Origin of the sequence: Serratia sp. ASV30 (genome assembly GCF_016428815.1) — a bacterium.
In the GTDB taxonomy this organism is placed as follows: Bacteria; Pseudomonadota; Gammaproteobacteria; order Enterobacterales; family Enterobacteriaceae; genus Chania; species Chania fonticola_C.
Genome location: NZ_JAELTL010000005.1, coordinates 125,797 through 149,516, shown reverse-complemented (window position 1 = coordinate 149,516; position 23,720 = coordinate 125,797). Strand labels below are relative to the sequence as shown.

Annotated in this window: 21 protein-coding genes; 14 read left to right on the top strand and 7 right to left on the bottom strand. The window is 53.8% G+C overall.

What is annotated here, in order from left to right:
* Positions 1-868 precede the first annotated feature (868 nt).
* The 4 genes from JHD74_RS03620 to fliD all read right to left on the bottom strand — a co-directional run bounded on the left by JHD74_RS03620 (position 869) and on the right by fliD (position 4,257).
* A complete protein-coding gene (locus tag JHD74_RS03620; RefSeq protein WP_024528886.1) occupies positions 869-1,738 on the bottom strand; it encodes a helix-turn-helix transcriptional regulator in 870 nt (289 codons plus the stop codon).
* 313 nt (positions 1,739-2,051) lie between these two features.
* On the bottom strand, positions 2,052-2,420 hold the full coding sequence (fliT, locus tag JHD74_RS03615; RefSeq protein WP_024528885.1) for a flagella biosynthesis regulatory protein FliT: 369 nt from the start codon (positions 2,418-2,420) through the stop codon (positions 2,052-2,054).
* Positions 2,420-2,830: a flagellar export chaperone FliS gene (gene fliS, locus JHD74_RS03610; protein ID WP_024528884.1), complete on the bottom strand. Its 411-nt coding sequence runs from the start codon at positions 2,828-2,830 to the stop codon at positions 2,420-2,422. The genes fliT and fliS overlap by 1 nt, the downstream gene beginning before the upstream one ends.
* A gap of 23 nt (positions 2,831-2,853) precedes the next feature.
* Positions 2,854-4,257 carry a flagellar filament capping protein FliD gene (gene fliD / locus JHD74_RS03605; RefSeq protein WP_024528883.1) on the bottom strand — a complete coding sequence of 468 codons (1,404 nt, stop codon included), beginning with the start codon at positions 4,255-4,257 and terminating at the stop codon, positions 2,854-2,856.
* A gap of 283 nt (positions 4,258-4,540) precedes the next feature.
* On the opposite strand from fliD, the gene JHD74_RS03600 reads away from it, so the two are divergent.
* The 7 genes from JHD74_RS03600 to tcyN all read left to right on the top strand — a co-directional run bounded on the left by JHD74_RS03600 (position 4,541) and on the right by tcyN (position 10,721).
* Complete coding sequence (locus JHD74_RS03600) at positions 4,541-5,797, top strand: FliC/FljB family flagellin (RefSeq protein WP_024528882.1); 1,257 nt, start codon at positions 4,541-4,543, stop codon at positions 5,795-5,797.
* Between the two features lie 181 nt (positions 5,798-5,978).
* Positions 5,979-6,701 (top strand): RNA polymerase sigma factor FliA, encoded by a 723-nt coding sequence (locus JHD74_RS03595; protein ID WP_024528881.1) that lies wholly within the window; start codon positions 5,979-5,981, stop codon positions 6,699-6,701.
* A gap of 60 nt (positions 6,702-6,761) precedes the next feature.
* Complete coding sequence (gene fliZ, locus JHD74_RS03590) at positions 6,762-7,271, top strand: flagella biosynthesis regulatory protein FliZ (protein WP_024528880.1); 510 nt, start codon at positions 6,762-6,764, stop codon at positions 7,269-7,271.
* Positions 7,272-7,397: 126 nt separating this feature from the next.
* Positions 7,398-8,384 (top strand): D-cysteine desulfhydrase, encoded by a 987-nt coding sequence (locus JHD74_RS03585; RefSeq protein WP_024528879.1) that lies wholly within the window; start codon positions 7,398-7,400, stop codon positions 8,382-8,384.
* A 118-nt stretch (positions 8,385-8,502) separates the two neighbouring features.
* Complete coding sequence (gene tcyJ, locus JHD74_RS03580) at positions 8,503-9,303, top strand: cystine ABC transporter substrate-binding protein (protein WP_024528878.1); 801 nt, start codon at positions 8,503-8,505, stop codon at positions 9,301-9,303.
* Entirely contained in the window at positions 9,303-9,965 is a 663-nt protein-coding gene (gene tcyL, locus JHD74_RS03575; protein ID WP_021180972.1) for a cystine ABC transporter permease, read from the top strand. The genes tcyJ and tcyL overlap by 1 nt, the downstream gene beginning before the upstream one ends.
* 3 nt (positions 9,966-9,968) lie before the next feature.
* A complete protein-coding gene (gene tcyN, locus JHD74_RS03570) occupies positions 9,969-10,721 on the top strand; it encodes an L-cystine ABC transporter ATP-binding protein TcyN (protein ID WP_021805696.1) in 753 nt (250 codons plus the stop codon).
* A 32-nt stretch (positions 10,722-10,753) separates the two neighbouring features.
* Here tcyN and JHD74_RS03565 read toward each other — a convergent pair whose 3' ends face one another.
* The 3 genes from JHD74_RS03565 to putA form a co-directional block, all read right to left on the bottom strand.
* Entirely contained in the window at positions 10,754-11,167 is a 414-nt protein-coding gene (locus tag JHD74_RS03565; protein WP_065684215.1) for a type II toxin-antitoxin system HicB family antitoxin, read from the bottom strand.
* A 27-nt stretch (positions 11,168-11,194) separates the two neighbouring features.
* Positions 11,195-11,380: a type II toxin-antitoxin system HicA family toxin gene (locus JHD74_RS03560; protein ID WP_199061709.1), complete on the bottom strand. Its 186-nt coding sequence runs from the start codon at positions 11,378-11,380 to the stop codon at positions 11,195-11,197.
* A 298-nt stretch (positions 11,381-11,678) separates the two neighbouring features.
* Positions 11,679-15,650, bottom strand: a complete 3,972-nt coding sequence (putA, locus tag JHD74_RS03555; protein ID WP_199061707.1) for a trifunctional transcriptional regulator/proline dehydrogenase/L-glutamate gamma-semialdehyde dehydrogenase — start codon at positions 15,648-15,650, stop codon at positions 11,679-11,681.
* 556 nt (positions 15,651-16,206) lie between these two features.
* Here putA and putP point away from each other — a divergent pair.
* The 7 genes from putP (at position 16,207) to JHD74_RS03520 (ending at position 23,526) form a co-directional block, all read left to right on the top strand.
* Positions 16,207-17,685 (top strand): sodium/proline symporter PutP, encoded by a 1,479-nt coding sequence (gene putP, locus JHD74_RS03550; protein ID WP_029711311.1) that lies wholly within the window; start codon positions 16,207-16,209, stop codon positions 17,683-17,685.
* Positions 17,686-17,925: 240 nt separating this feature from the next.
* The gene (gene efeU / locus JHD74_RS03545; protein WP_199061705.1) at positions 17,926-18,771 is read left to right on the top strand and encodes an iron uptake transporter permease EfeU; all 846 of its coding nucleotides are present in this window, start codon (positions 17,926-17,928) and stop codon (positions 18,769-18,771) included.
* An 18-nt stretch (positions 18,772-18,789) separates the two neighbouring features.
* A complete protein-coding gene (gene efeO / locus JHD74_RS03540; protein ID WP_074028545.1) occupies positions 18,790-19,923 on the top strand; it encodes an iron uptake system protein EfeO in 1,134 nt (377 codons plus the stop codon).
* A 10-nt stretch (positions 19,924-19,933) separates the two neighbouring features.
* Complete coding sequence (efeB, locus tag JHD74_RS03535) at positions 19,934-21,229, top strand: iron uptake transporter deferrochelatase/peroxidase subunit (protein ID WP_074028546.1); 1,296 nt, start codon at positions 19,934-19,936, stop codon at positions 21,227-21,229.
* Between the two features lie 632 nt (positions 21,230-21,861).
* The gene (phoH, locus tag JHD74_RS03530) at positions 21,862-22,650 is read left to right on the top strand and encodes a phosphate starvation-inducible protein PhoH (RefSeq protein WP_021180979.1); all 789 of its coding nucleotides are present in this window, start codon (positions 21,862-21,864) and stop codon (positions 22,648-22,650) included.
* Between the two features lie 137 nt (positions 22,651-22,787).
* Positions 22,788-23,360, top strand: a complete 573-nt coding sequence (locus tag JHD74_RS03525) for a tyrosine-protein phosphatase (RefSeq protein ID WP_024529767.1) — start codon at positions 22,788-22,790, stop codon at positions 23,358-23,360.
* A gap of 1 nt (position 23,361) precedes the next feature.
* On the top strand, positions 23,362-23,526 hold the full coding sequence (locus JHD74_RS03520; protein ID WP_178380884.1) for a hypothetical protein: 165 nt from the start codon (positions 23,362-23,364) through the stop codon (positions 23,524-23,526).
* Positions 23,527-23,720: the final 194 nt, after the last annotated feature.

Below are 23,720 nucleotides of genomic sequence, written 5' to 3'. Positions count from 1 at the left end.
CCCCCCCCCCCCCCCCCCCCCCCCCCCCCCCCCCCCCCCCCCACCCCCTTTTTTAGTTGGCATCGTCGGCAGCGTCAGATGTGTATAAGAGACAGGTATTGGCGTAAGCCTCCCTAATGTGATTTTCTCTGATTTTCGGCCCGTTTGCCCAATCAATAAATCATGGCGAGCCGGTGTCTTGAGCGTCGGCGGTGTTTTTTATGGGCGACGCCAATCTTTTTACTATCAATAACTTTGGCGTGTTTCTTAAAGGAAAAAAGGCATAAAACAGTCAGCGATGCTACCAAATACTCCATTATCTTATCCTCCTTGAATTGGTTAATTAAGCTAATATTTGTAGTTATTGTCCTGAATGTCAATTAACCGGTGTGCAAATTAGATATATCCTTATGGCCCCCAGGAGCTATCTTATATTTTTAAGTGGAGTCGTTCTCTGTCACTCGTAGCCCACGTAAAAAGTATTGGCTGACGGTGAGGCGATTGAGTCTCATTCAAGCACTGGCACAGAACCGCGAACTGTGTAACTTAAAGAAATACCTCTGTTTTATTGAAAGACCTAATTCCTATTGTGCGGTAGTTGTTATTTTTTCGATCGTGCTTTGGAGTAGGCTGATGCCGTTGTGGATAAGACAAACGATACACGGCTTTGGCAAGGATGTTATTTTCTCTATGGAAATAATCGCGCTAATAGTATTTATTCGGGAAAGGTGATGAGCACTAAAAGTGAAGTAAGATGGCGTTTTTTCAGTATTGTCATGTTAATTGTGTTGGCCGTATTGACCTATGCGTTAGTTAAACTCAACTGATGTACGGGCCACTCAGGGTGGCCTTAGTCACATCCTCAGCCTGCCGTTGTTAAAATCAGCACTTATTCCTCTACCGTATTTAGCCATGGATATGCCGGGGGCTGCACGGCGGTGGGCTGCATAATTCGCTGGTGTCCACGGATGGCGGTAGGCGCGAAGCCGAATCGTTTACGAAAGCGTTCGGCAAACCGGGAAGAACTCTCGTAGCTCACATATTGTGCAATGGCGGAAATCGGCCAGTCTGTGGCCTGCAATAAGAGCAGCGCGCGGCTCATACGTACGTCGATCATCAGGCTGCGCAAGGCGCTATTCTCCGCCGACAGTTTACGCCGCAGCACCACCTCGCTCATCATCAGATTTTCAGCCACTTCGGCGGCGGTCCAAATCCGTTGCGGATCGCTTGCCAGCAAGCGGCGCACCTGCTGGGTCAGATTATTGGCTTCCTGGTGAATAAAGCGAATCCCCAGGTGTGCCAGCCACAGTAGGATTTCGCACATTTTATGGTGGATAATCATCTGGGGAAAACGATCGTGCAGCGTCAGTGCCAGTGCAGCGGTTTCAAAACTGTGCAAAAACGGGCAGGGCAGCTTCGTCAGCGTAGTGACGCCGGTGAAAGGGATAGGCGGCGGCGCGATAGGCGCATTGGCTAGCGTATCAAACAGCAAGGGATCGCAAATCAGCAGTTGGCAACTGAATATTCCACTGTCTGAAAGGCTATTAATCACATCGGCGGTTAGCCCACCTTCTACGATCAACAGCTCCCCAGCGCGAGCTACCACCTCCCGCTGCTGCCACCGTATACGTGTTTGCCCTTGTTGGATCAAAAACAGATGCGTCTGCTCAAAATAGAGCGACGGAAGTCGCAGTTCAGTATGCTGAATGATGTGTGCTGAGGCACCGATCCCAGGACAAAAATTAATTAAGCGTTCCATCAATATTCATTTCATCGTTATTATCTACGAATATCTTTACGCTTTGCTGGGGGATGGAGCAACATTTTTTCGCCTGTTGCCGATCACAACTCGGTAATTTACTTGTCAAGAATCAGTTTCCTGTTGAACAGAAAACGTCCGTGTCGGGATAAGTGTTATCCATTAAATCGGCAATAGTGCCAGCGGTTTGCATTTTCATGCATTACCTGCCATACGAATTATTCAAATCTCATGCGTTTATATTATGGTGCAACGGGATAATAATAGTGTTTTATCCTATTAATTACTTAGGATAGACGGTAAAACATAAGATTTATCTTGGTTGCGGCTCACCAAGCAGCAAAGCGCGGTCATGGAATTGACCGTAGGTGCTGTTGACCACGCTCTGGCGGGTAGACTGCCCGATCAACACCGTTAATTCGTCCATGCGTAGCTGCATCAGTCGCTTCAGTTCGGTTTCGTTGTTGAGGATTTGCTGCAATTTACCGCGTAAAATATCCTGCAAGCTCGAAGATGGCTCAGGGATACCCGCCAGTTGGGCGGTTTTTTCTACCGCCTGTACATAGACGATCTCCATTTCAATCAGCGCATCCCACTGGCCAGCCTGCGCCAGGGTGATCATCTGCTCGCTCAGGGTATGGATCTGTTGATAGGCCGATAGCAGTTGTTGGTGGTGTTCCATTATACGCCGTCCTGAACGGGTTGATAATTGGGGCCAATTTGGCGCCAGGCGTCGGCAATGTTCTCCAGCAGCCCGCTGACTTCGTCAAGGGCCGCGACATCGTTGTGCAGGTTGGCCTGCATCAGACGGCGTTTCATATAATCATATAAGGCTGCGAGATTATCGGCGATCTCCCCTCCCTGTTCATGGTTGAGGCCATTTTTTAGCCCGTTATCAATGATATTAATCGCTTTTGAGATCGCCAGCCCCTTGCCGGCGATATTCCCCTGATTCATCAGGATGCGTGCACGAAGCAGGGCGCTAAGCGCCCCGTCGAATAGCATCACGATGAGCTGGTGCGGGCTGGCACCCATCACGCCACTTTCTACACTAACCTGGGCGTAAGCCTGGGTTCCGCTGCGGTTGTACATGCTATTTTACCTGGTTAACGCGCCTATTTAGACGTGAACTGTTGGGTTAAATAATTACTGGTACCATTCAGTTTCGACATCATGGTATCCAACTGAACAAATTGCTGTTTGTAACGATCGATGGAGCTTTGAATGCTTTCGGTCACGCGGGTGATTTGAGTATTCAAACGGTCGAGGTTGGTATTGATACTCTTGGTCGAGTTCTCAATCACGCCACCGGCCTTGATATAGTTTTGGATCTCATTGTGGATTTCCGTCGCCATACCGCTCTCCTTGCCATCACCCGCGAAGAAATTGGCTACCTGATCGGGTTTTTCATCGATCGCTTTTTTCAACTTTTCGCTGTCCAATTCCAGCTTGCCGGTTTTGGTATTGGTGGTAATACCCAGGTTACCCAAGCCTTTCAGCTCCGGGTTGTCCTGTGCGGCGCTCAGCGCGCTCTTAATGGAGGATTGGATGCCGCGCAGCGTGTTGTCGCCCAGCAATGCTCCGTTTTTGGCGCTCTGCTCTTCGCCACTTTTCACCGGGGTGTATTTGGTCAGGGAATTGAAGGTATCCAATAGCGAGTTATAGCTATCAACCCAAGCCTTGACCTTGTCCGAGGTGCCGCTTTTATCACCGGTGACCACCAGGTTCTGCGGTTCGCCCGGTTTGGTGGTGGTTTTCAGATCCAGCGTCACCCCTTGCAGGGCGTCGGCGACCGAATTGGTGCTGCGCTTGATGGTGGTGCCGTTAATGGTCAACTCGGCATCTTGGCCTTTGACCGTTTCCTTCATCGCGTTGCTGGTGCTGGTAGGATCATAATTTAAGATCGCCCCCAGTTTATCGTCATTATTAACCTGCACCTTGACCGTATTTTTTTCGCCGGTGGTGGAGGAGCTGATGGCCAACTGATAGTCGTTGTCACCCACGCGCATGATGGTGGCGTTCACCCCGGCTTTGGCGCCGTTAATCGCATCACGCATTTCCAGCAGTGAGGTTTGATCGTCACCTAGCGGGATTTTGACCTCTTTGGGCGGGTTGCCGGCGGTGATCGAAATCGAACGATCGCTGGCGCCGCTAGTGCCCAGCTTTTCCGCTTGATCTTTAATATCGGCCTTTGTCGTCAAGGTTTGCGGCTGTGCCAGGTGCAGCACCTCGACGCTATAGTTACCCGGGACCGATTTGGCGGTGGTAGTCACGTTAAACTGATCGTGAGTGGTGGCGGTAGTATTGTTAAAGAATTCTGGCTTGGCCAAATCCTTGCTCAGGTTATCGAATTTTTCCAGTGAGCTTTTCAGCGTGCCGTAGGCGGTCAGCTTGGCGTTATAGCTGGTTTGCTGAGTAGTATAAGGTGTCAGACGTTGTTGTTCCGCCTTGGTCAGCTTGTCCAGCAAGCCGTTGAGGTCCAGCCCTGAGCCGATGCCTAATGAACTAATCGATGCCATTCGTGATTCTCCTATGGTCAATGACTTTTACGCTCTATGCGTTATCGGCTCAGTATTCAAAAAGTTTACGGATAAATAGAAAAAACGATGGCGCAGTAGAAGAGGGAAAAACAGCGTTATTCGCGCCATTGGCGAAAAGTGAAAAAAACGCAAAAAAAATCTAAAGGTTGTGGGGGGAGCGCCGATACCTGAGGAGACGGTGGTTGACGCCGTGGACCAACAAGGTCCGAACCCTTTAATTGTGAATGCGAACGTCGCAACTGATTCGTAAGGAAAGCAAATTATGGCACAAGTAATTAATACCAACAGCCTGTCGTTGATGGCGCAGAACAACCTGAACAAATCTCAGTCTTCTCTGGGGACCGCTATCGAGCGTCTGTCTTCCGGTCTGCGTATCAACAGCGCGAAGGATGATGCTGCGGGTCAGGCGATCTCTAACCGTTTCACCGCTAACATCAAGGGCCTGACTCAGGCTTCCCGTAACGCTAACGACGGTATCTCTCTGGCGCAGACCACTGAAGGCGCACTGAACGAAGTCAACGACAACCTGCAGAACATCCGTCGTCTGACCGTGCAGTCTCAGAACGGTTCTAACTCATCCAGCGACCTGCAGTCAATCCAGGATGAAATCTCTCAGCGTCTGAACGAAATCAACCGTATTTCAGAGCAAACCGACTTCAACGGCGTGAAAGTGTTGAGCAGCGATCAGAAACTGACCATTCAGGTTGGTGCCAACGATGGTGAAACCATCGATATCGATCTGAAAGATATCAATGCTAAAACTCTGGGCTTGGATAAATTCAGCGTAGCAAACCCAATCGATACTGCCAAAGTGGGCGGAACAGCATTGACTGCTGTTGATAAAATGGGGCCACCGGCTATTCAGGCTGATGCGAATGGCACGCCAAAAACCAGCGATAGCAAGCTTTACACTACGAATGGCACCGATTTCTTTGTAAAAGCTACCGATGGCTCTATTTACGATGCCGCTGTTGCCGCTGACGGTAAAGTGACCTGGGATTCTACCACTGCGACAGCTAAGTCTACCGCTGGGATCAAGGAACAGGCTCAAGTTAAAGTTGGTACCACCACCGTTAGTGGTTTAACTGGCAGCGATGAACTGCATTCCTATACCGATCCGGCTGGTAAAGCGGGTTATATGATCAAAGGTAAGGATGACAACGGTAACGACGCTTACTATGCAGCTACTGTAGATGCATCTGGCAAAGTAACCAAAGGCGCGCAACAGTCTACCGATCCAAAAACTGTCGACCCACTGGCAACTCTGGACAAAGCTCTGTCACAAGTTGACGGCCTGCGTTCTTCTCTGGGTGCGGTACAGAACCGTTTCGATTCTGTAATCAACAACCTGAACAGCACCGTTAACAACCTGTCTGCTTCCCAGTCTCGTATTCAGGATGCTGACTACGCGACCGAAGTGTCCAACATGAGCCGTGCCAACATCCTGCAACAGGCTGGCACCTCTGTTCTGGCCCAGGCTAACCAGTCTACCCAGAACGTACTGACCCTGCTGCGTTAATCGACTCTCTCCGATTAGCCTTGTCATCCAAACCCTGCTTCGGCAGGGTTTTTTGTCTTCTGCTGCCGTCTGGGTTTTTACATGGCACAAATAAAGCCCGTTTTGTACGGCTGTTCAGACGATTGGTATTGCGCCTGCTACGGATAATAGTCATGACTCCGTTATCCGCAGGTTAGACATAGTGAGCGATCTGTATACCGCCGAAGGCGTCATGGACAAAAATTCTCTCTGGCTGCGCTACGTTCCGCTAGTGCGCCACGAGGCGTTACGCCTGCAGGTTCGGCTGCCCGCCAGCGTGGAACTGGACGATCTGCTGCAAGCAGGGGGAATAGGGCTGTTGAACGCCGTTGAGCGTTACGATGCCCTACAAGGAACGGCCTTCACGACCTATGCCGTGCAGCGTATTCGCGGTGCAATGCTCGACGAGTTGCGTAGCCGCGACTGGGTGCCGCGCAGCGTACGCCGCAATGCTCGGGAAGTGGCGCGCATGATGCAGCAGTTGGAACAGCGGCTTGGCCGCCCGGCCAGCGAAGTGGAGGTGGCACAGGGGCTGGATGTCTCGCTGGACGAGTATCGCCAGATCCTGTTGGACACCAATAATAGTCAGCTATTTTCCTACGACGAATGGCAGGAAGAGCATGGCGACAGTGCCGAACCGGTGCTGGAAGGTCATGAGGCTGCCAATCCGCTGCATCAACTGTTGGAAGGCAATCTGCGCCAGCGGGTGATCGACGCCATCGAGGCGCTGCCGGAACGCGAAAAACTGGTACTGACGTTGTATTACCAGGAGGAGTTGAATCTGAAGGAAATTGGCGCAGTGCTTGATGTGGGTGAGTCGCGAGTCAGCCAGTTGCACAGCCAGGCGATTAAACGCCTGCGGGCACGTCTGGCCCAGGACTCCTGAACCCCAAAGCCTGCCTCCCTAACCAACCTGATTACTGCCGCAATAAATGGACTGCAAATGATGCCAGGAAAACAGTTGAAGAAACGGCCACTCAGCCGCTACCTGAAAGATTATAAACACAGCCAAACCCATTGCTCCCAGTGCGAGAAGGTGCTTGACCGCATGGCGCTGGTGTTCCGTGGCAAGATCATCAATAAGGAAGCCATCGCCCGGATGGATCAGCCGATTGACGATCTGGTCTGGCAAAACGTGCAAAGCGAGTTGACCGCGCTATGCCGTTTTTGTAGTGAAATCTCCTGTAATAGTCACCCCAGCTACTTCGACATCATGGCGTTTAAACAGTATCTGTTTGAACAAACCGAGATGAACCACAGCACCATCCGTGAATATGTCGTGCGCCTGCGGCGCCTGGATGAAATGCTGGTGGCACACAACTACCCTGCCGATCAGTTTGCCAGTGCGTTCAACCATCAGCGTATTATTGACGATCTGCCACCGGCGGTGAGCGATAACTACCGCATTGCGCTGCGTAAATACGACCAGTACCTGGCCTGGCAAAAAAGCTACTGAGTGATCTGACCCGGTCGGTTGGCCGGGTTACCTTGCACCCACCCCCACGAATAAAGAGTGATTATTCAGAGCACATCTGATAAATCTATCACTCAAACACCGTTATTTTATTCCCTGGGGGAAGTTGTGGATCTGCAACAGCAACTGGCGCAATTCCCGCGCCTGGATTTGGTTGGCTCTGCCACGCCGCTCGAAAAGTTATCCCGCCTTTCAGACTACCTTGGCCGCGACATTTACATCAAACGTGACGATGTCACGCCGATGGCAATGGGTGGCAACAAGCTGAGAAAGCTCGAGTTTTTAGCCGCCGACGCGGTACGCCAAGGGGCCGACACCCTGGTTACCGCCGGTGCCATTCAATCCAACCACGTTCGCCAGACCGCCGCCGTGGCGGCCAAGCTCGGCCTGCAATGCGTTGCGCTGTTGGAAAACCCCATCGATACCAAAGCGGAAAACTACCTCAGTAACGGTAATCGCCTGCTGCTCGATCTGTTCAATGTTGAAGTGGTGATGTGCGATGCCTTGCACGATCCGCAGATGCAACTTGCCGATCTGGCCACACGTTTGGAAGCCCAAGGTTTCCGTCCTTATGTCATCCCCGTAGGTGGTTCCAACGCGCTCGGCTCATTGGGCTATGTGCAGTGTGCGCTGGAAATTGCCGCGCAAAGCCATGGCGTTACCTTCAGTTCGATCGTGGTGGCATCCGGCAGTGCCGGGACTCACGCCGGTCTGGCGGTGGGGCTACAGCAACTGCTGCCGGAGAGCGAACTGATTGGCGTGACCGTTTCCCGCAAGGTGATCGATCAGCTACCGAAGGTTGAACAGTTGCAAAAGGCGGTCGCCTGTTCGCTGGATATTGACGAGTTGGCCCCCATTACCCTGTGGGATGACTATTTTGCCCCGCAGTACGGTATGCCGAATGACGAAGGTATGGCGGCGGTGAAGCTGCTGGCGCAGCAGGAAGGTGTGCTGCTGGACCCGGTCTATACTGGTAAGGCGATGGCGGGGTTGATTGATGGTATCAGTCAGAAACGTTTTCGCGATGAAGGTCCGATCCTGTTTGTGCACACTGGTGGAGCTCCTGCGCTGTTCGCCTATCACCCGCAGGTCTGATGCCGAGCACAGTTGTTATTCCATTTAGAACTATAGTTATTAGGTTATATTCCTTTATGAAGTGCTTATGACTGTTAAAGTCATGAAATCAAAAAGATAAACAACAGATGGGGTGTCTATGGTCTTTTCAAAATTTCGTCGTCAACTGCTGCTGGGGGTGATGGCCGTGGCGCTGACCACCGGCTTGAACGTGAAAACCTACGCGGCCGATAACCTGCTCGATCAGGTCAAGCAGCGCGGCACGCTGATCGTTGGGCTGGAAGGCACCTATCCGCCGTTCAGCTTCCAGGGCGAGGACGGCAAACTGACCGGCTTCGAGGTGGATTTCGCTAATGCACTGGCGGAACATCTGGGGGTGAAGGCCAAGCTCAATCCAACCAAATGGGATGGCATGTTAGCCTCGTTGGAGTCCAAGCGTATCGACGTGGTGATCAATCAGGTTACCATCTCCGATGAGCGTAAGAAAAAGTACGATTTCTCTACCCCATACACCGTTTCCGGTATCCAGGCGCTGGTGAAGAAAGGCAATGAAGGCATTATTACCAAGGCCGATGACCTGAAGGGTAAAAAGGTCGGCGTGGGCCTGGGCACCAACTACGAACAGTGGCTGCGTGACAACGTACAGGGTGTTGATGTGCGTACCTACGACGATGACCCAACCAAATATCAGGATCTGCGCGTAGGCCGCATTGATGCCATTTTGGTCGACCGTCTGGCGGCGTTGGATCTGGTGAAGAAAACCGGTGATACGCTGGCCGTCGCTGGCCCGGCATTCTCTCGCCAGGAAGCTGGCGTAGCGGTACGTAAAAACAATCCGGAACTGCTGGCCGCTATCAATCAGGCGATTGCCGAAATGCAGAAAGACGGGACGTTGGCGAAGATCTCTGAAAAATGGTTTGGCGCGGACGTAACTAAATAATGCAAGAGAGTATTCAACTGGCGCTGGATTCAGCGCCATTTTTATTACGGGGTGCGCTGTTGACCCTCCAGCTCAGTCTGGGTGGTATGGCGCTCGGTTTGATCCTCGGTTTTTTGCTGGCGCTGATGCGCCTTTCGCCGTTATGGCCGATCTCCTGGCTGTCACGCATCTACGTTTCCCTGTTTCGCGGTACGCCGCTGATCGCCCAGCTGTTTATGATCTATTACGGCTTGCCGCAGTTTGGCATTGAGCTGGATCCGTTCCCGGCGGCATTAATCGGCCTTTCGTTAAACACCGCCGCCTATACATCGGAAACGCTGCGTGCGGCGATTTCCTCGATCGACAAAGGGCAGTGGGAAGCGGCGGCCAGTATCGGCATGACGCCCTGGCAGACCCTGCGCCGGGTGATCCTGCCGCAGGCGGCTCGTACCGCGCTGCCTCCGTTGGGCAACAGCTTTATCGGTTTGGTCAAGGATACCTCGCTGGCGGCGACCATTCAGGTGCCGGAGCTGTTCCGTCAGGCGCAACTGATCACCTCACGTACGCTGGAAGTGTTCGCCATGTATCTGGCGGCATCGCTGATCTACTGGGTGATGGCCACCTTGCTTTCCGCGTTGCAGAACCGTCTGGAAGCGCACGTTAACCGTCAGGATCAGGAGTAGCCGATGAGCGCCATCGAAGTCAGACAGTTGGTTAAAAAGTTCAAAGGGCAGACCGTATTGCACGGGATCGATCTTGAGGTGAACGCGGGTGAAGTGGTGGCGATTATCGGGCCTAGTGGTTCCGGTAAGACGACTTTGCTACGCAGCATCAACCTGCTGGAAGTGCCGGATTCTGGCACTATCCGTGTCGGTGACATCTTGATCGACAGCGCTCGCCCGCTGAGCAAACAAAAAAATCAGGTACGGGCCCTGCGCCAGCAGGTGGGCTTTGTGTTTCAGAGCTTCAACCTGTTTCCCCACCGTTCGGTGCTGGAAAACATCATCGAAGGACCGGTGATCGTTAAAGGAGAGGCCAAGGCCAGCGCTGAAAAGCTGGCGCGTGTCCTGCTGGCAAAAGTGGGGCTGAGCGGTAAAGAACAGGCTTACCCTAAACGTTTGTCCGGCGGTCAGCAGCAGCGCGTAGCCATTGCCAGGGCGTTAGCGATGCAGCCCGAGGTCATTTTGTTTGATGAACCGACCTCTGCGCTGGATCCTGAACTGGTTGGCGAAGTGCTCAATACCATTCGCGCCTTGGCAGAAGAGAAACGCACCATGGTGATCGTCACCCACGAAATGAGCTTTGCCCGTGACGTGGCCGATCGCGCCATTTTTATGGATCATGGCCGCATTGTCGAGCAGGGGCCCGCGAAGGCGTTGTTTGCCAACCCGCAGCATCAGCGCACCAAGCAGTTTCTGGATAAGTTTCTCAATCAGTGATCTTGTCAGGGGGCAATGCCCCCTTAACCTCGTTATCCTGCCTTTAACAACTCATTACGCGCTGCGGCGGCGAGAAATGCACTGCGGCTGCCATAACCCGGGTGCTGCTGCACCAACGAATCAATGCGGTTGAGCAACCTGTGGGGCAACGTGATATTGATGCGTTCTGCCCGGCCATCGAATTTGTCCATATTGATATCCACCAGTAACCACTGGCCGCCATTAAGGGCGTCGTTGCCCTGAGCCAGATGGAAGGACACTGCTTGTGGGCGTGGAATGGCCTGATTCTCTTCGCTCAATAATTCAAAGTGGGCATCTAGCGCGCTTTTGGCATCCTGGAAGGTCTGATCGAGACTGTCTCCGGCAAAGTAGCAGCCTGGCACATCGGGAAAAAAGCCGCTGGCGCTGCCATCTGGCTCGGCATGTATATAAGCGGGATAAAACATAGTGTTACCTCGTCATTGCGAAATGGTCTAGGAATTAAGCAACCCTGCATCCTTCATGATTTGCCGCAGCGTTCCCAATTTCACCTCCTTATTGGGATGAGGCACGGTGATCACCAACGGTGAGTTGGGGGGGAATTGATGGTGGCTGCCTTTGATCCGTTGTAAAACCCAACCATGGCTTTCGAGTCGTTTAATCAGTTCTGAACTTTTCACCTGTTCATTCCTCATAATACACACCATACACATTTATTGGCAAGGAGACGAATACGGTATCGGCTGACTTTTATGCAGGCAATAAAAAACCCCTTGTTAATGCTAGGTTTGCGAAGAGGCTCGCAACGTAGATGCTGACAAACTTCAACCGGTGTAAAACGTGGGGGTGCTACATGCTGCGTCCCCTTCGGTTGGAATTGGAGATGGTGGGGTTGCATGGGGCGTGTTTAGCGTGGCAGAAAAAAGGGCGCAGTTCATATGATGCTGCGCCCTTTTGGGGGGAGAAATACGGCTGTTGTTAACCGATAGTCATCAGGCTGGCGTTACCCCCGGCGGCAGCGGTGTTGACGCTTAATGAGCGTTCGATCAACAGGCGCTCCAACAGGATATTGGTTTCACCGCGGGCGAAGCCCTGCACCGAGACAATGGCACCGCTGCGTTGAGCAATCTGCTCACACAGGGTGCGCAGCTGATCGGCGTCGCCGTGATAGATGGCCGCATCAAACTCGACTTTATCCTGCGCCCAATCCTTGGTGAAACCGATCCGTGCCTGTACGGCGGCTGGCAAGCTGCGATAGAGCGTGCGCTGCAATTCCGCTTCCGGCCACAGCGCCTGGCTGCCAACCGCCAGCACGGCGGCCAACTGGTTCAGCGCATCGGCGTTGTTGTCCGCCAGGCACAGCACGCGTTCACGTGGCAGCAGGGCGTAAGTGTTGCGTTCCCCGGTTGGGCCTGGCAGCGGGCGAACGGTGCCACCCTGACCCAGTTCGGCGTATTGTTGCGCCAGAACTGCCAACTCGCGATGGTTCTCTGCCACGGCCCATTGTTCCAGAGCCTGATGCGGCACAAGCAGCGTAGGGCGCACGGTAGCCTCCAGAGGACGCTCGTTATCCTGGCGATTCAGAGTGCGCTGCACGGCATCCTGTGGACGGCTGGCCAGCAGGCGGTACAGATAGAGTGGACCACCGGCTTTCGGCCCGGTGCCAGATAATCCCTCGCCGCCAAACGGCTGCACGCCTACCACCGCACCCACCATATTGCGGTTAACATACAGGTTACCGACCTTGGCATGATCGGTGACTCTGGCGATGGTTTCATCGATACGCGTATGGATACCCAGCGTCAGACCATAGCCTGAAGCATTGATCTGATCGACCAACGCGCCCAGGTTGGCACGCTGGAAGCGCACTACGTGCAGCACTGGGCCAAAGATCTCTTTTTGCAGCTCGTCAAAGCTTTCCAGTTCGATCAGCGTTGGTTTCACAAAGGTGCCGCGAGCCCACTCTTTCTCATCATCTCCCAGGCTTTTTGCCGCCTGATACACCTTGCGGCCTTTGGCACGCATGGCCTGGATATGGCGTTCAATACCGGTTTTGGCTTCGGCGTCGATCACCGGGCCAATGTCGGTAGACAGGCGTTCCGGGTTGCCCATCCGGCATTCGGCCATCGCCCCGCGCAGCATTTTCAGGGTGTGTTCTGCCACGTCTTCTTGCACACACAGGATGCGCAGGGCAGAGCAACGCTGTCCGGCACTGTCGAAGGCGGAGGCTACGACGTCGGTCACCACCTGTTCGGTCAGGGCGGAAGAGTCGACGATCATCGCATTCAAACCGCCGGTTTCGGCAATCAACGGGGTCGGGCGGCCTTGAGGATCAAGGCGGCCTGCGATGTTGCGTTGCAGAATGCCCGCAACGTCGGTAGAGCCGGTGAACATCACGCCGCGTACACGGGAATCATTGACCAATAGGGAACCGACGGTTTCACCCTGGCCAGGCAACAGTTGCAGAACACCCTGAGGAATACCAGCCTCTAGCAGGATGCGTACCGCCTGGGCGGCGACCAACGGCGTCTGTTCTGCCGGTTTTGCCAGCACGCTGTTACCGGCGGCAAGGGCGGCGGCAACCTGACCAGTGAAGATGGCCAGCGGGAAGTTCCACGGGCTGATACAGACTACCGGGCCTAACGGGCGATGGCTGTCGTTGGCGAAGTCGTCACGCACTTGGCCAGCGTAGTAATGCAGAAAATCAACCGCTTCACGGACTTCTGAGATGGCGTTATTGAAGGTTTTACCCGCCTCACGCACCAGGATCCCCAGCAGGCTTTGCAGTTGGCTTTCCATCAGCTCTGCCGCGCGTTCCAAGATGGCAGCACGTTCGGAAGGTGGGGTGGCAAACCAGATCGGCCCGGCTGCGGCTGCGGAGTCTAATGCCCGGCTGACCTCACCTTCGGTGGCCTCACGGACATAACCGACGATATCACCCGGTTCGGCAGGGTTGATCACCGGTTGTTCAACTCCTTGATCCAACGGAGCATCAATAATCGGCTCGGCACGCCATTGCTGGCTTGCGCTGGTGAGCAGGGCGCTGGACAGCGAAGCCAGCCGCTGTTCGTTGGCAAGATCCAGGCCGCTGGAGTTAACGCGTTTTTCACCATATAGCTCACGCGGCAACGGAATGCGCGGATGCGGTAAACCTATGCGGCCTTCGCTAGCCGCCATGGCCTCGACCGCGCTGACCGGATCGGCTACCAGTTCGTCGAGTGGCAGGGTGGCATCGGCAATACGGTTAACGAATGAGGTATTGGCCCCGTTTTCCAACAGACGGCGTACCAGATAGGCCAGCAGCGTTTCGTGTGTGCCGACTGGCGCATAAATACGGCAAGGGCGGTTCAACTTGCCGTCGGCCACTTTGCCTACCACCTGTTCGTACAGCGGTTCTCCCATGCCATGCAGACACTGGAATTCGTACTGGCCCGGATAGTAGTTATTGCCTGCCAGATGATAGATGGCGCTCAGGGTGTGGGCGTTGTGGGTAGCAAACTGCGGATAAATCAGGTTCGGTACCGCCAGCAGCTTGCGAGCGCAGGCCAGATAGGAAACGTCGGTATACACTTTGCGGGTATACACCGGGTAGCCTTCCAGCCCATCCATCTGAGCGCGTTTGATTTCGCTGTCCCAGTAAGCGCCTTTAACCAGGCGGATCATCAGGCGACGACGGCTGCGGCTGGCCATGTCGATCACCGCATCAATGGCAAACGGACAGCGCTTCTGGTAAGCCTGAATAACAAAGCCAATGCCGTTCCAGCCGGCCAACTGCGGCTCAAAGCACAGCTTTTCCAGCAGATCGAGGGAGATTTCCAGGCGATCGGCCTCTTCGGCGTCGATATTGATGCCGATATCGTATTGGCGCGCCTGTAACGTCAGCGACAGCAAGCGTGGATACAGCTCTTCCATCACGCGATCGTACTGGGCACGGCTGTATCGTGGGTGTAGCGCCGAGAGTTTGATCGAGATGCCCGGGCCTTCATAGATGCCACGGCCATTGGAGGCTTTGCCGATAGCGTGGATTGCTTGCTGATAGGAAACCAGATAGGCCTGCGCATCGGCTTCGGTCAGTGCGGCTTCACCCAGCATGTCGTAAGAGTAACGGAAGCCTTTGTCTTCCAACTTACGCGCGTTGGCCAGTGCTTCGGCGATGGTTTCACCGGTCACAAACTGTTCGCCCATCAGGCGCATCGCCATGTCGACTCCTTTACGGATCAACGGCTCGCCGCGCTTACCGATGATGCGGTTCAGTGCGCTGGAGAGATTGGCTTCATTATGGGTAGACACCAGCTTGCCGGTAAACAGCAGGCCCCAGGTCGCGGCATTGACGAATAGCGAAGGGCTGCGGCCAAGGTGGGAGTGCCAGTTACCGTTGCTGATTTTGTCGCGGATTAACGCATCGCGCGTTGGCTTGTCTGGAATACGCAGCAGCGCTTCGGCCAGGCACATCAGAGCCACCCCTTCCTGAGAAGAGAGTGAGAACTCCTGCAGCAATCCTTGCACCATACCGGCGCGGCCGTTGGCACTCTTCTGGTTACGCAGCTTTTCGGCAATGCCATAGGCCAGTTTATGGGTGGCCTGTGCCAGATCGGCAGGTAAACGAGCCTGTTCGAGCAGCATTGGCACCGCTTCAGTTTCCGGGCGGCGGTAGGCGGCGGTGATAGCCGCACGAGTGACGGACTGCGGCAGGATCTGTTCGGCAAACTCAAGGAAAGGCTGATGGGACTCTTCGGGCACCTGCGGCGTGACATCATCCGCTTCTGCCTGGCTGGTTGCGGTCAGCGTCGGAATTTCTGGCAGATCGGAACCACTTTCCAGACGTTCAAGATAATTGAAAATAGCCTGCTTGATTAACCAGTGTGGCGTGCGGTCAATCCGTTGTGCCGCACTCTTGATGCGATCGCGGGTTGCTTCATCGAGCTTCACGCCCATTGTGGTAGTGCCCATGCCAATCCAGCTCCTGTGTTTGGAACCCCTCCCAACCAGCGAGATTAGGGGCGCTCCGTAGAGTAATGAGGTTTCTGATGCCGACAATATCCTGCATGTTGCAACTTTGTGCAACCTTGTTAAATGTGCTCCGTGGCGAAGTGTGACTCCCATCGATTTTTTAACAACTTGAGCGTTACGGATGACGGGATGGTAAGTGGGCTTTTTAAGTGAGACCAGGTTATTTCCCTGTGTTAATCAGGGTTAAGTAAGAGGTGCAACTCATTTCGACTATGGCGAGTGCAACCTTGACGGCGAATAAATGTGACCTGGCGTGAGTTTCGTGTGACTTTTTTGTTAAATGTCTTGTTGGTTGTTGACTGCCTCAACTAGGATAGCCAGCGTTCAGACCATGATGGGTATAAACGCTGTTCGTCCGCCTTCATCGCAGTGCGCCCCGTTCCGGCGCTTGGCGGGTGAAATTACTGACATAAAAATACCCGATAACTTTCAATAGGCTGCTAATATGCGGCGGCTTGAAAGGGGGAAGGGAATAAGAAATGGAGAGTTTAAGATAATGAACACACCTATGCTGGTGACCTTCGTGGTCTACATTCTTGGGATGGTGGTAATAGGCCTGCTGGCCTATCGGGCGACCAATAACTTTGACGACTACATTCTGGGTGGCCGCAGCCTGGGTAGTGTGGTGACCGCGCTCTCCGCCGGGGCATCCGATATGAGCGGCTGGCTGCTGATGGGGTTACCGGGTGCGATTTTCCTTTCCGGCATTTCGGAGAGCTGGATCGCCATCGGGTTGACCATCGGAGCCTACTTGAACTGGAAGCTGGTGGCTGGACGGTTGCGCGTCCATACCGAAGCCAACAACAACGCCTTGACGCTGCCGGATTATTTCACCAGCCGTTTTGAGGATAACAGCAAACTGCTGCGGGTGATTTCCGCCATCGTGATCCTGGTGTTCTTCACCATCTATTGTGCTTCCGGCATTGTGGCCGGTGCGCGCCTGTTTGAAAGCACTTTCGGTATGACCTACGCCACCGCGCTGTGGGCCGGAGCAGCCGCCACCATCTTGTATACCTTTATTGGCGGGTTCCTGGCGGTCAGTTGGACCGATACCGTGCAGGCCAGCCTGATGATTTTTGCGCTGATCCTCACGCCGGTGATCGTCATTTTCGCCGTGGGTGGCATCGACAGTTCGATGCTGGTGATCGCGGCTAAAAACCCGGCCAATCTGGATATGATGAAAGGGCTGAATCTGGTGGCGATCCTGTCGTTGCTGGGCTGGGGCCTGGGCTACTTTGGCCAGCCGCATATTCTGGCGCGCTTTATGGCGGCGGACTCCCACCGCACCATCCGTAGCGCTCGCCGCATCAGTATGACCTGGATGATCCTCTGTCTGGCGGGGACCATTGCGGTTGGCTTCTTCGGCATCGCTTACTTTGCCAATAACCCGGATCAAGCGGGCAATGTGACGCAAAACGGCGAGCGGGTCTTTATCGAACTGGCCATGTTGCTGTTTAACCCATGGATTGCCGGGATCTTGCTGTCGGCCATTTTGGCGGCGGTGATGAGTACCCTGAGCTGTCAGCTGTTGGTTTGTTCGAGTGCGATCACCGAAGACCTGTACAAAGCTTTCCTGCGCAAAGGGGCCAGCCAGCGTGAGCTGGTGTGGGTAGGGCGTGCGATGGTGCTGGTGGTGGCGCTGGTGGCGATTGCTCTGGCGGCTAACCCAGAGAACCGCGTGTTGGGTCTGGTAAGCTATGCCTGGGCCGGTTTTGGTGCCGCATTTGGCCCAGTGGTGTTGATCTCGGTGATGTGGTCGCGTATGACCCGTAACGGCGCGCTGGCCGGTATGCTGGTGGGGGCTATCACCGTGATCGTCTGGAAGCATTACGCCTGGTTGGATTTGTATGAAATCATTCCTGGCTTTGTGTTTGGCTGTATCGCCATCGTGGTGGTTAGCCTGATGGGTCGCCAGCCTTCGGCAACTATCACTAAACGTTTTGATCTGGCAGAGGCCGAGTTCAAAACGGTCTAAATCCGCCTTAATCTCTCCCCGGCAATCGGGGAGAGATCCGCTTTCCCCATCACTCGTCTCATCAAGCTGTAACAACTAGCGACATTTGATTAATAAAAATCACATTTCCGCCTCTTGTTTTTCTTTTCAGTAGAATGATAATCACTATCGTTATGGTTTACTTTTCTTTACATAGTCGCGGTCTCGGTCAACCCAGTGCCAGCGGCTGACTACAAGTGCCTTTTCAGGGGTTAATATTCTATGTTTGTTCCTTTCCTTATCATGTTCCGTGAGGGGCTGGAGGCTGCGCTGATCGTCAGTTTGATCGCCAGCTATCTGAAGCGGACTCAACGCGGTCAATGGCTTGGTGTGGTATGGATTGGGGTGATCGTCGCCGTTGCTCTGTGCCTGGCGTTAGGTATCTTCATTAATGAAACCACCGGCGAGTTTCCGCAAAAACAGCAAGAGCTGTTCGAAGGGCTGGTTGCGGTGGTGGCGGTGTGCATCCTGACCTATATGGTGTTTTGGATGCGCAAGGTTTCCCGCTCGGTGAAGGTACATCTTGAAGGGGCGATCGATAACGCCCTCAACTCGAGCAAAAGGCAAGGGTGGGCATTGGTGGCGATGGTGTTTTTTGCCGTTGCCCGTGAAGGGCTGGAGTCGGTGTTTTTCCTGTTGGCAGCGTTTCAGCAGGATGTGGGCATTGCCGCACCAATCGGTGCCATGCTTGGCCTGGCGTGCGCCATCGTGGTGGGCATGCTGATCTATTGGGGCGGTATCAAACTGCATCTGGCCAAGTTCTTCAAATGGACCAGCCTGTTTATTCTGTTCGTGGCTGCGGGCTTGGCCGCCGGGGCGATCCGTGCCTTCCACGAGGCTGGATTATGGAACCACTTCCAGGATATCGCGTTCGACCTCAGCAACCAGCTATCCACGCATTCACTGCTGGGCACCCTGTTAGAGGGAATGTTTGGCTACCAGGAAGCGCCATCGGTCAGCGAAGTGGCGGTCTATTTCCTGTATCTGATCCCTGCTCTGATTTTCTTTTTCCTGCCGCAGCGTTCCGAATCCTCAACGATCCCGGCGCAAAGCAAGACACATCACTAATTTAATAGGGAACTCCGTATGTCTACTCCGTTATTTCGCCGCAAGGCACTGCATGCCGCATTACTGGCCGTTCCTGCTTTCGCGCTGAGCCTCAACGCGCTGGCGGCGGATATCCCTCGGGTTTTGGTGACCGTTAACGACAAACAGTGTGAGCCGATGCAGTTGACCCTGCCCGCCGGTAAAACCCAGTTTGTGGTGCATAACACCAGCCAAAAAAACCTGGAGTGGGAAATCCTCAAAGGCGTGATGGTGGTGGAAGAGCGTGAAAATATCGCGCCAGGTTTCACCCAGAAAATGACGGCAAACCTCGAGCCGGGCGAATATGACATGACCTGTGGGCTGTTGAGCAACCCGAAAGGCAAGCTTGTCGTCACGGCTGCGGGTACGGTAGCTGATGGCAAACCGAATGTGATGGACCTGGTGGGGCCGATTGCCGAATATAAAGTCTATGTCACCAAGGAAGTTGAAGGGCTGGTCAAGCAGACCAAGTTGTTCACCGATGCGATCAAATCCGGTGATGTGGCCCAGGCTCGCAAGCTTTACGCGCCAACCCGTCAGCACTATGAGCGTATTGAACCGATTGCCGAGCTGTTCTCCGATCTGGACGGCAGCATCGATGCCCGTGAAGACGACTATGAGAAAAAAGCCGAAGATCCAAAATTCACCGGTTTCCACCGTCTGGAGAAAGCGCTGTTCGCCGACAACACCACCAAGGGCATGAATGAGTATGCCGACGGTCTGTACAAAGACACGCTGGAGTTGCAAAAACGTATCGGTGAATTGACTTTCCCGCCAAGCAAAGTGGTGGGGGGTGCTGCTGGCCTGATTGAAGAAGTGGCGGCCAGCAAGATCAGTGGTGAAGAAGACCGCTACAGCCGGACCGACCTGTGGGATTTCCAGGCCAACGTTGATGGCGCCCAGAAGATTGTGAACCTGTTGCGTCCGCTGTTGGAAAAGGCCAATCAACCACTGCTGGCGAAGATTGACGCCAACTTTAAAACCGTCGACACCATTTTGGCTAAATATAAGACCGCAGAGGGTTATGAGTCTTACGAGAAACTGACCACCGCGGATCGTAATGCGATGAAAGGGCCGATCACTACGCTGGCAGAAGACCTGTCACAGTTGCGTGGCGTACTGGGTCTGGATTAAGGCGAAAATGATGAACCATAAGACCGGCCCGCATAACGGGCCGTTTCCTCAGGATGAACAGGCCGCTTCGCCATCGCGCAGGCGGTTGTTGCAAGGTCTGGGCATGATGGGGGGCGCTCTGGCGTTGGCGGGGCCATCCCTGGCACGGGCTGCAGAAGAGCCGCTGGCTACCTCGCAGGACGAACGCTGGCAAAAACAACCGTTCTACGGCCAGCATCAATCCGGTATCTTGACGCCACAACAGGCGGCCATGATGCTGGTGGCTTTCGACGTGCTGGCGACCAATAAGCAGGATCTGGAACGGCTATTTCGTCTGTTGACCAGCCGTATCGCGTTCCTCACCAGCGGCGGTAGGGCTCCGGAGGTCGATCCCAAACTGCCACCAATGGATTCGGGTATCATGGGGCCGGAAATCTACCCCGATAACCTGACCATCACCGTTTCCGTTGGCACCTCGCTGTTTGATGAGCGCTTTGGCTTGCAGGCGCAGAAGCCGCTGCACCTGCAAACCATGACGCGTTTCCCCAACGATTCACTTGATGCTGCCCTGTGTCATGGTGACTTGCTGCTGCAAATTTGTGCCAATACCAATGAAACGGTGATCCACGCGCTGCGCGATATCATCAAGCATTCACCAGACTTGCTCAGCGTGCGTTGGAAGCGGGAAGGTTTTATCTCGGCACACTCGGCCCGCAGCCGGGGCAAAGAGACGCCGATTAACCTGCTGGGCTTCAAAGACGGCACCGCCAATCCAAAAACCAGCGATAAGCCGTTAATGGATAAGGTAGTGTGGGTCGGTGATAAAGCGGGGGAACCTGCCTGGGCCGTTGGCGGTAGTTATCAGGCCGCGCGTATCATTCGCTTCCACGTCGAATTTTGGGATCGTACGCCATTGCAGGAACAGCAAACCATCTTTGGCCGTGAAAAACACAGCGGTGCGCCGTTGGGGATGAAGCACGAGCATGACGAACCGGACTATGCCAAGGATCCGGAAGGTAAGCAGATCCCCCTGGATGCCCATATTCGGCTGGCCAACCCGCGCACACCGCAAACCCAGAGCAGCCTGATGCTGCGCCGTGGTTACAGTTATTCGCTGGGCGTTTCCAATTCGGGGCAACTGGAGATGGGCCTGCTGTTTGTCTGTTATCAGGCCGACTTGGAGCAGGGCTTCCTGACGGTGCAGAAACGTTTGAATGGTGAAGCGCTGGAGGAATACGTCAAGCCTATCGGTGGCGGCTATTTCTTTGTGTTACCGGGCGTCAAGACCCGTGGCGATTATTTGGCCAGCGGCTTGCTGCAGGCTTGAACAGCTAAGTTTTTCAGCAAAACAGAGAAGCGCAGCGCAAAGGCTGCGCTTTTTTATGTGCTCAATTTTTAATCCGGCAACCTAAATGTCATTCGCCGGGATTAATATCAATTAATTGATATTTAACAATAAAATAAATTAATGCCAAGTCGCTTTCGCTTTGATATAGTGGTATTGCAGCGAGTTAAAACAAAAAATATTAAATTTTTTTACATTTTAGCAACGCGGTGCGGTTGAATGTCATTATACTGTAATCATCTGGCGGTAGTTTTCACACGGTGCACAGCTCAATGCTGTAAATATCACTGCGGGGATCGCTAATGGTAAAGTCCTTGGTTGGGCTACAAACAACAAATAACATACCTTCCCTGATTTCTCGTTGTAACGAGGGCTCTCTCTACGACTCTCAATTTCTGACCGACTCTTGGCTTTCCTTTCGCATTAATCCGGCTAACACACACTCCTGTTTTGTACCAATCTCGTTGTTCTGTGAAAAAGAGCCGCGCCCGTTGGCGGCTAGGTGTTCACGTCATTCAATGGCTTTAAAGGGGGCCACAACCTAATACGTGTGTAACATAATCGCTCGGTGTTTGCTGCCCTGCGGTAGGTGAAACAAACTGTAAGGTGCCACTATGGGAAGACAGAAAGCAGTGATCAAAGCACGTCGTGAAGCCAAACGCGTCATTCGTCGTGACGCTCGTAGTCATCGCCAGCGTGAAGAAGAAAGCGTGACCTCGCTGGTACAAATGGGTGGTGTGGAATCTATCGGCATGGCTCGTGACAGCCGGGATACTTCTACCATCGAGGCTAGAACCGAAGCTCAAGGTCATTACTTATCAGCCATAGAAAACAAGCTGTTGATATTTGCTACGGGTGAGGCCGGTTGCGGTAAAACCTTCATCAGTGCAGCCAAGGCAGCTGAAGCCCTGATACATAAAGAGGTGGATCGGATTATCGTCACTCGTCCGGTTCTGCAGGCGGATGAAGATCTCGGCTTTTTGCCGGGGGATATCTCTGAGAAGTTCGCCCCTTATTTCCGGCCGGTGTATGACATTCTGCTACGCCGTTTAGGATCGTCGTTCTTGCAATACTGCCTGCGCCCGGAAATTGGCAAGGTAGAGATAGCTCCTTTCGCCTATATGCGCGGGCGTACCTTCGAAAATGCGGTAGTCATCCTGGACGAGGCCCAGAACGTGACGGCCAGCCAGATGAAGATGTTTTTGACCCGTCTGGGTGAGAACGTCACGGTGATCGTGAACGGCGATATTACCCAGTGCGATTTGCCACGCGGCGTGAAATCCGGCCTTAGCGACGCGCTGGAGCGCTTCGAAGAGGACGAGATGGTCGGCATTATTCGTTTCGACAAACAGGACTGTGTGCGCTCTGCCTTGTGCCAACGCACGCTTAATGCTTACGATTAATTTGTCTGAAAGCTTGCAAAAGGCCACTTCGGTGGCCTTTTTGTTGGCTGCAAGTGCCAGTAGCCTACATCAATAAAGCTGCGCCATTGCGGCCAATTTGAGTACAATAAATCGCAGGATCACTAAGGAATACTATTATGGACGATATTCAGTGTTGGCGGCCCAGCGTAGGGAAAACGTGGTTACTGGGCGCGATGCTGCTGGTGGGGAGTTTTACTGCCTCGGTAAATGCCACGACCCCAGAGAACTACCATCAGGTCTCGCCAGAACTCTACCGCTCCTCTCAGCCCTCCGCTGCCCAGATGCAAACGCTCGAGCAGCAGGGCATCAAAACCGTACTCAGTTTACGCCAGTGGCATGACGACGACAGCGAAGCGAGAGGCACAGGCTTGCTTCTGCGCCGGGTGGCGATCAATGCCGCCGTAATTAATGACGACATCGTGGTGACGGCGCTCAGAGAAATTCGTTTTGCCCTGAAACCGGTGTTGGTTCACTGCTGGCACGGCAGCGATCGTACCGGGCTAGTGGTGGCAATGTATCGCCTGGTGTTTGAAAATGCGGATAAGCCTGCGGTGCTGGCCGAATTGAGAAAGCCGGAGCATGGCTATCATGAAAAATATTATGCCGGGATTGCGCGCTATATTGGTGATGTCGATGTCAGCAAGATACGGCAGCGGGTTTTTGCCGATAACCTTGGCAAGGGGAAGTGATTTGCTAGAAAGGGGTGGGGCATTGGCTACGGCGATCGTCCCCTCACCCGAACCCTCTCCCACAGGGAGAGGGGACTGGCCGTGCTACCAATTGGCCGCTTTACCGGTTTACAACACCGTACCGATTTCCTTCGTGAATAAGCTGCAGATGGCTTCCTATAACTAAATACAGCACCGTATCAATCCCTTACGTGAATAAGCTGCAGATGGCTTCCTATAACTAAATACAGCACCGTATCAATCCCTTGCGTGAATAAGCTACAGACTGTCTTCTATACCTGACTACGGCTCTGGATCAGCTCCCTCTCCCTGCGGGAGAGGGTTGGGGTGAGGGGAAGCTCGATTGCCTGACCGACAATC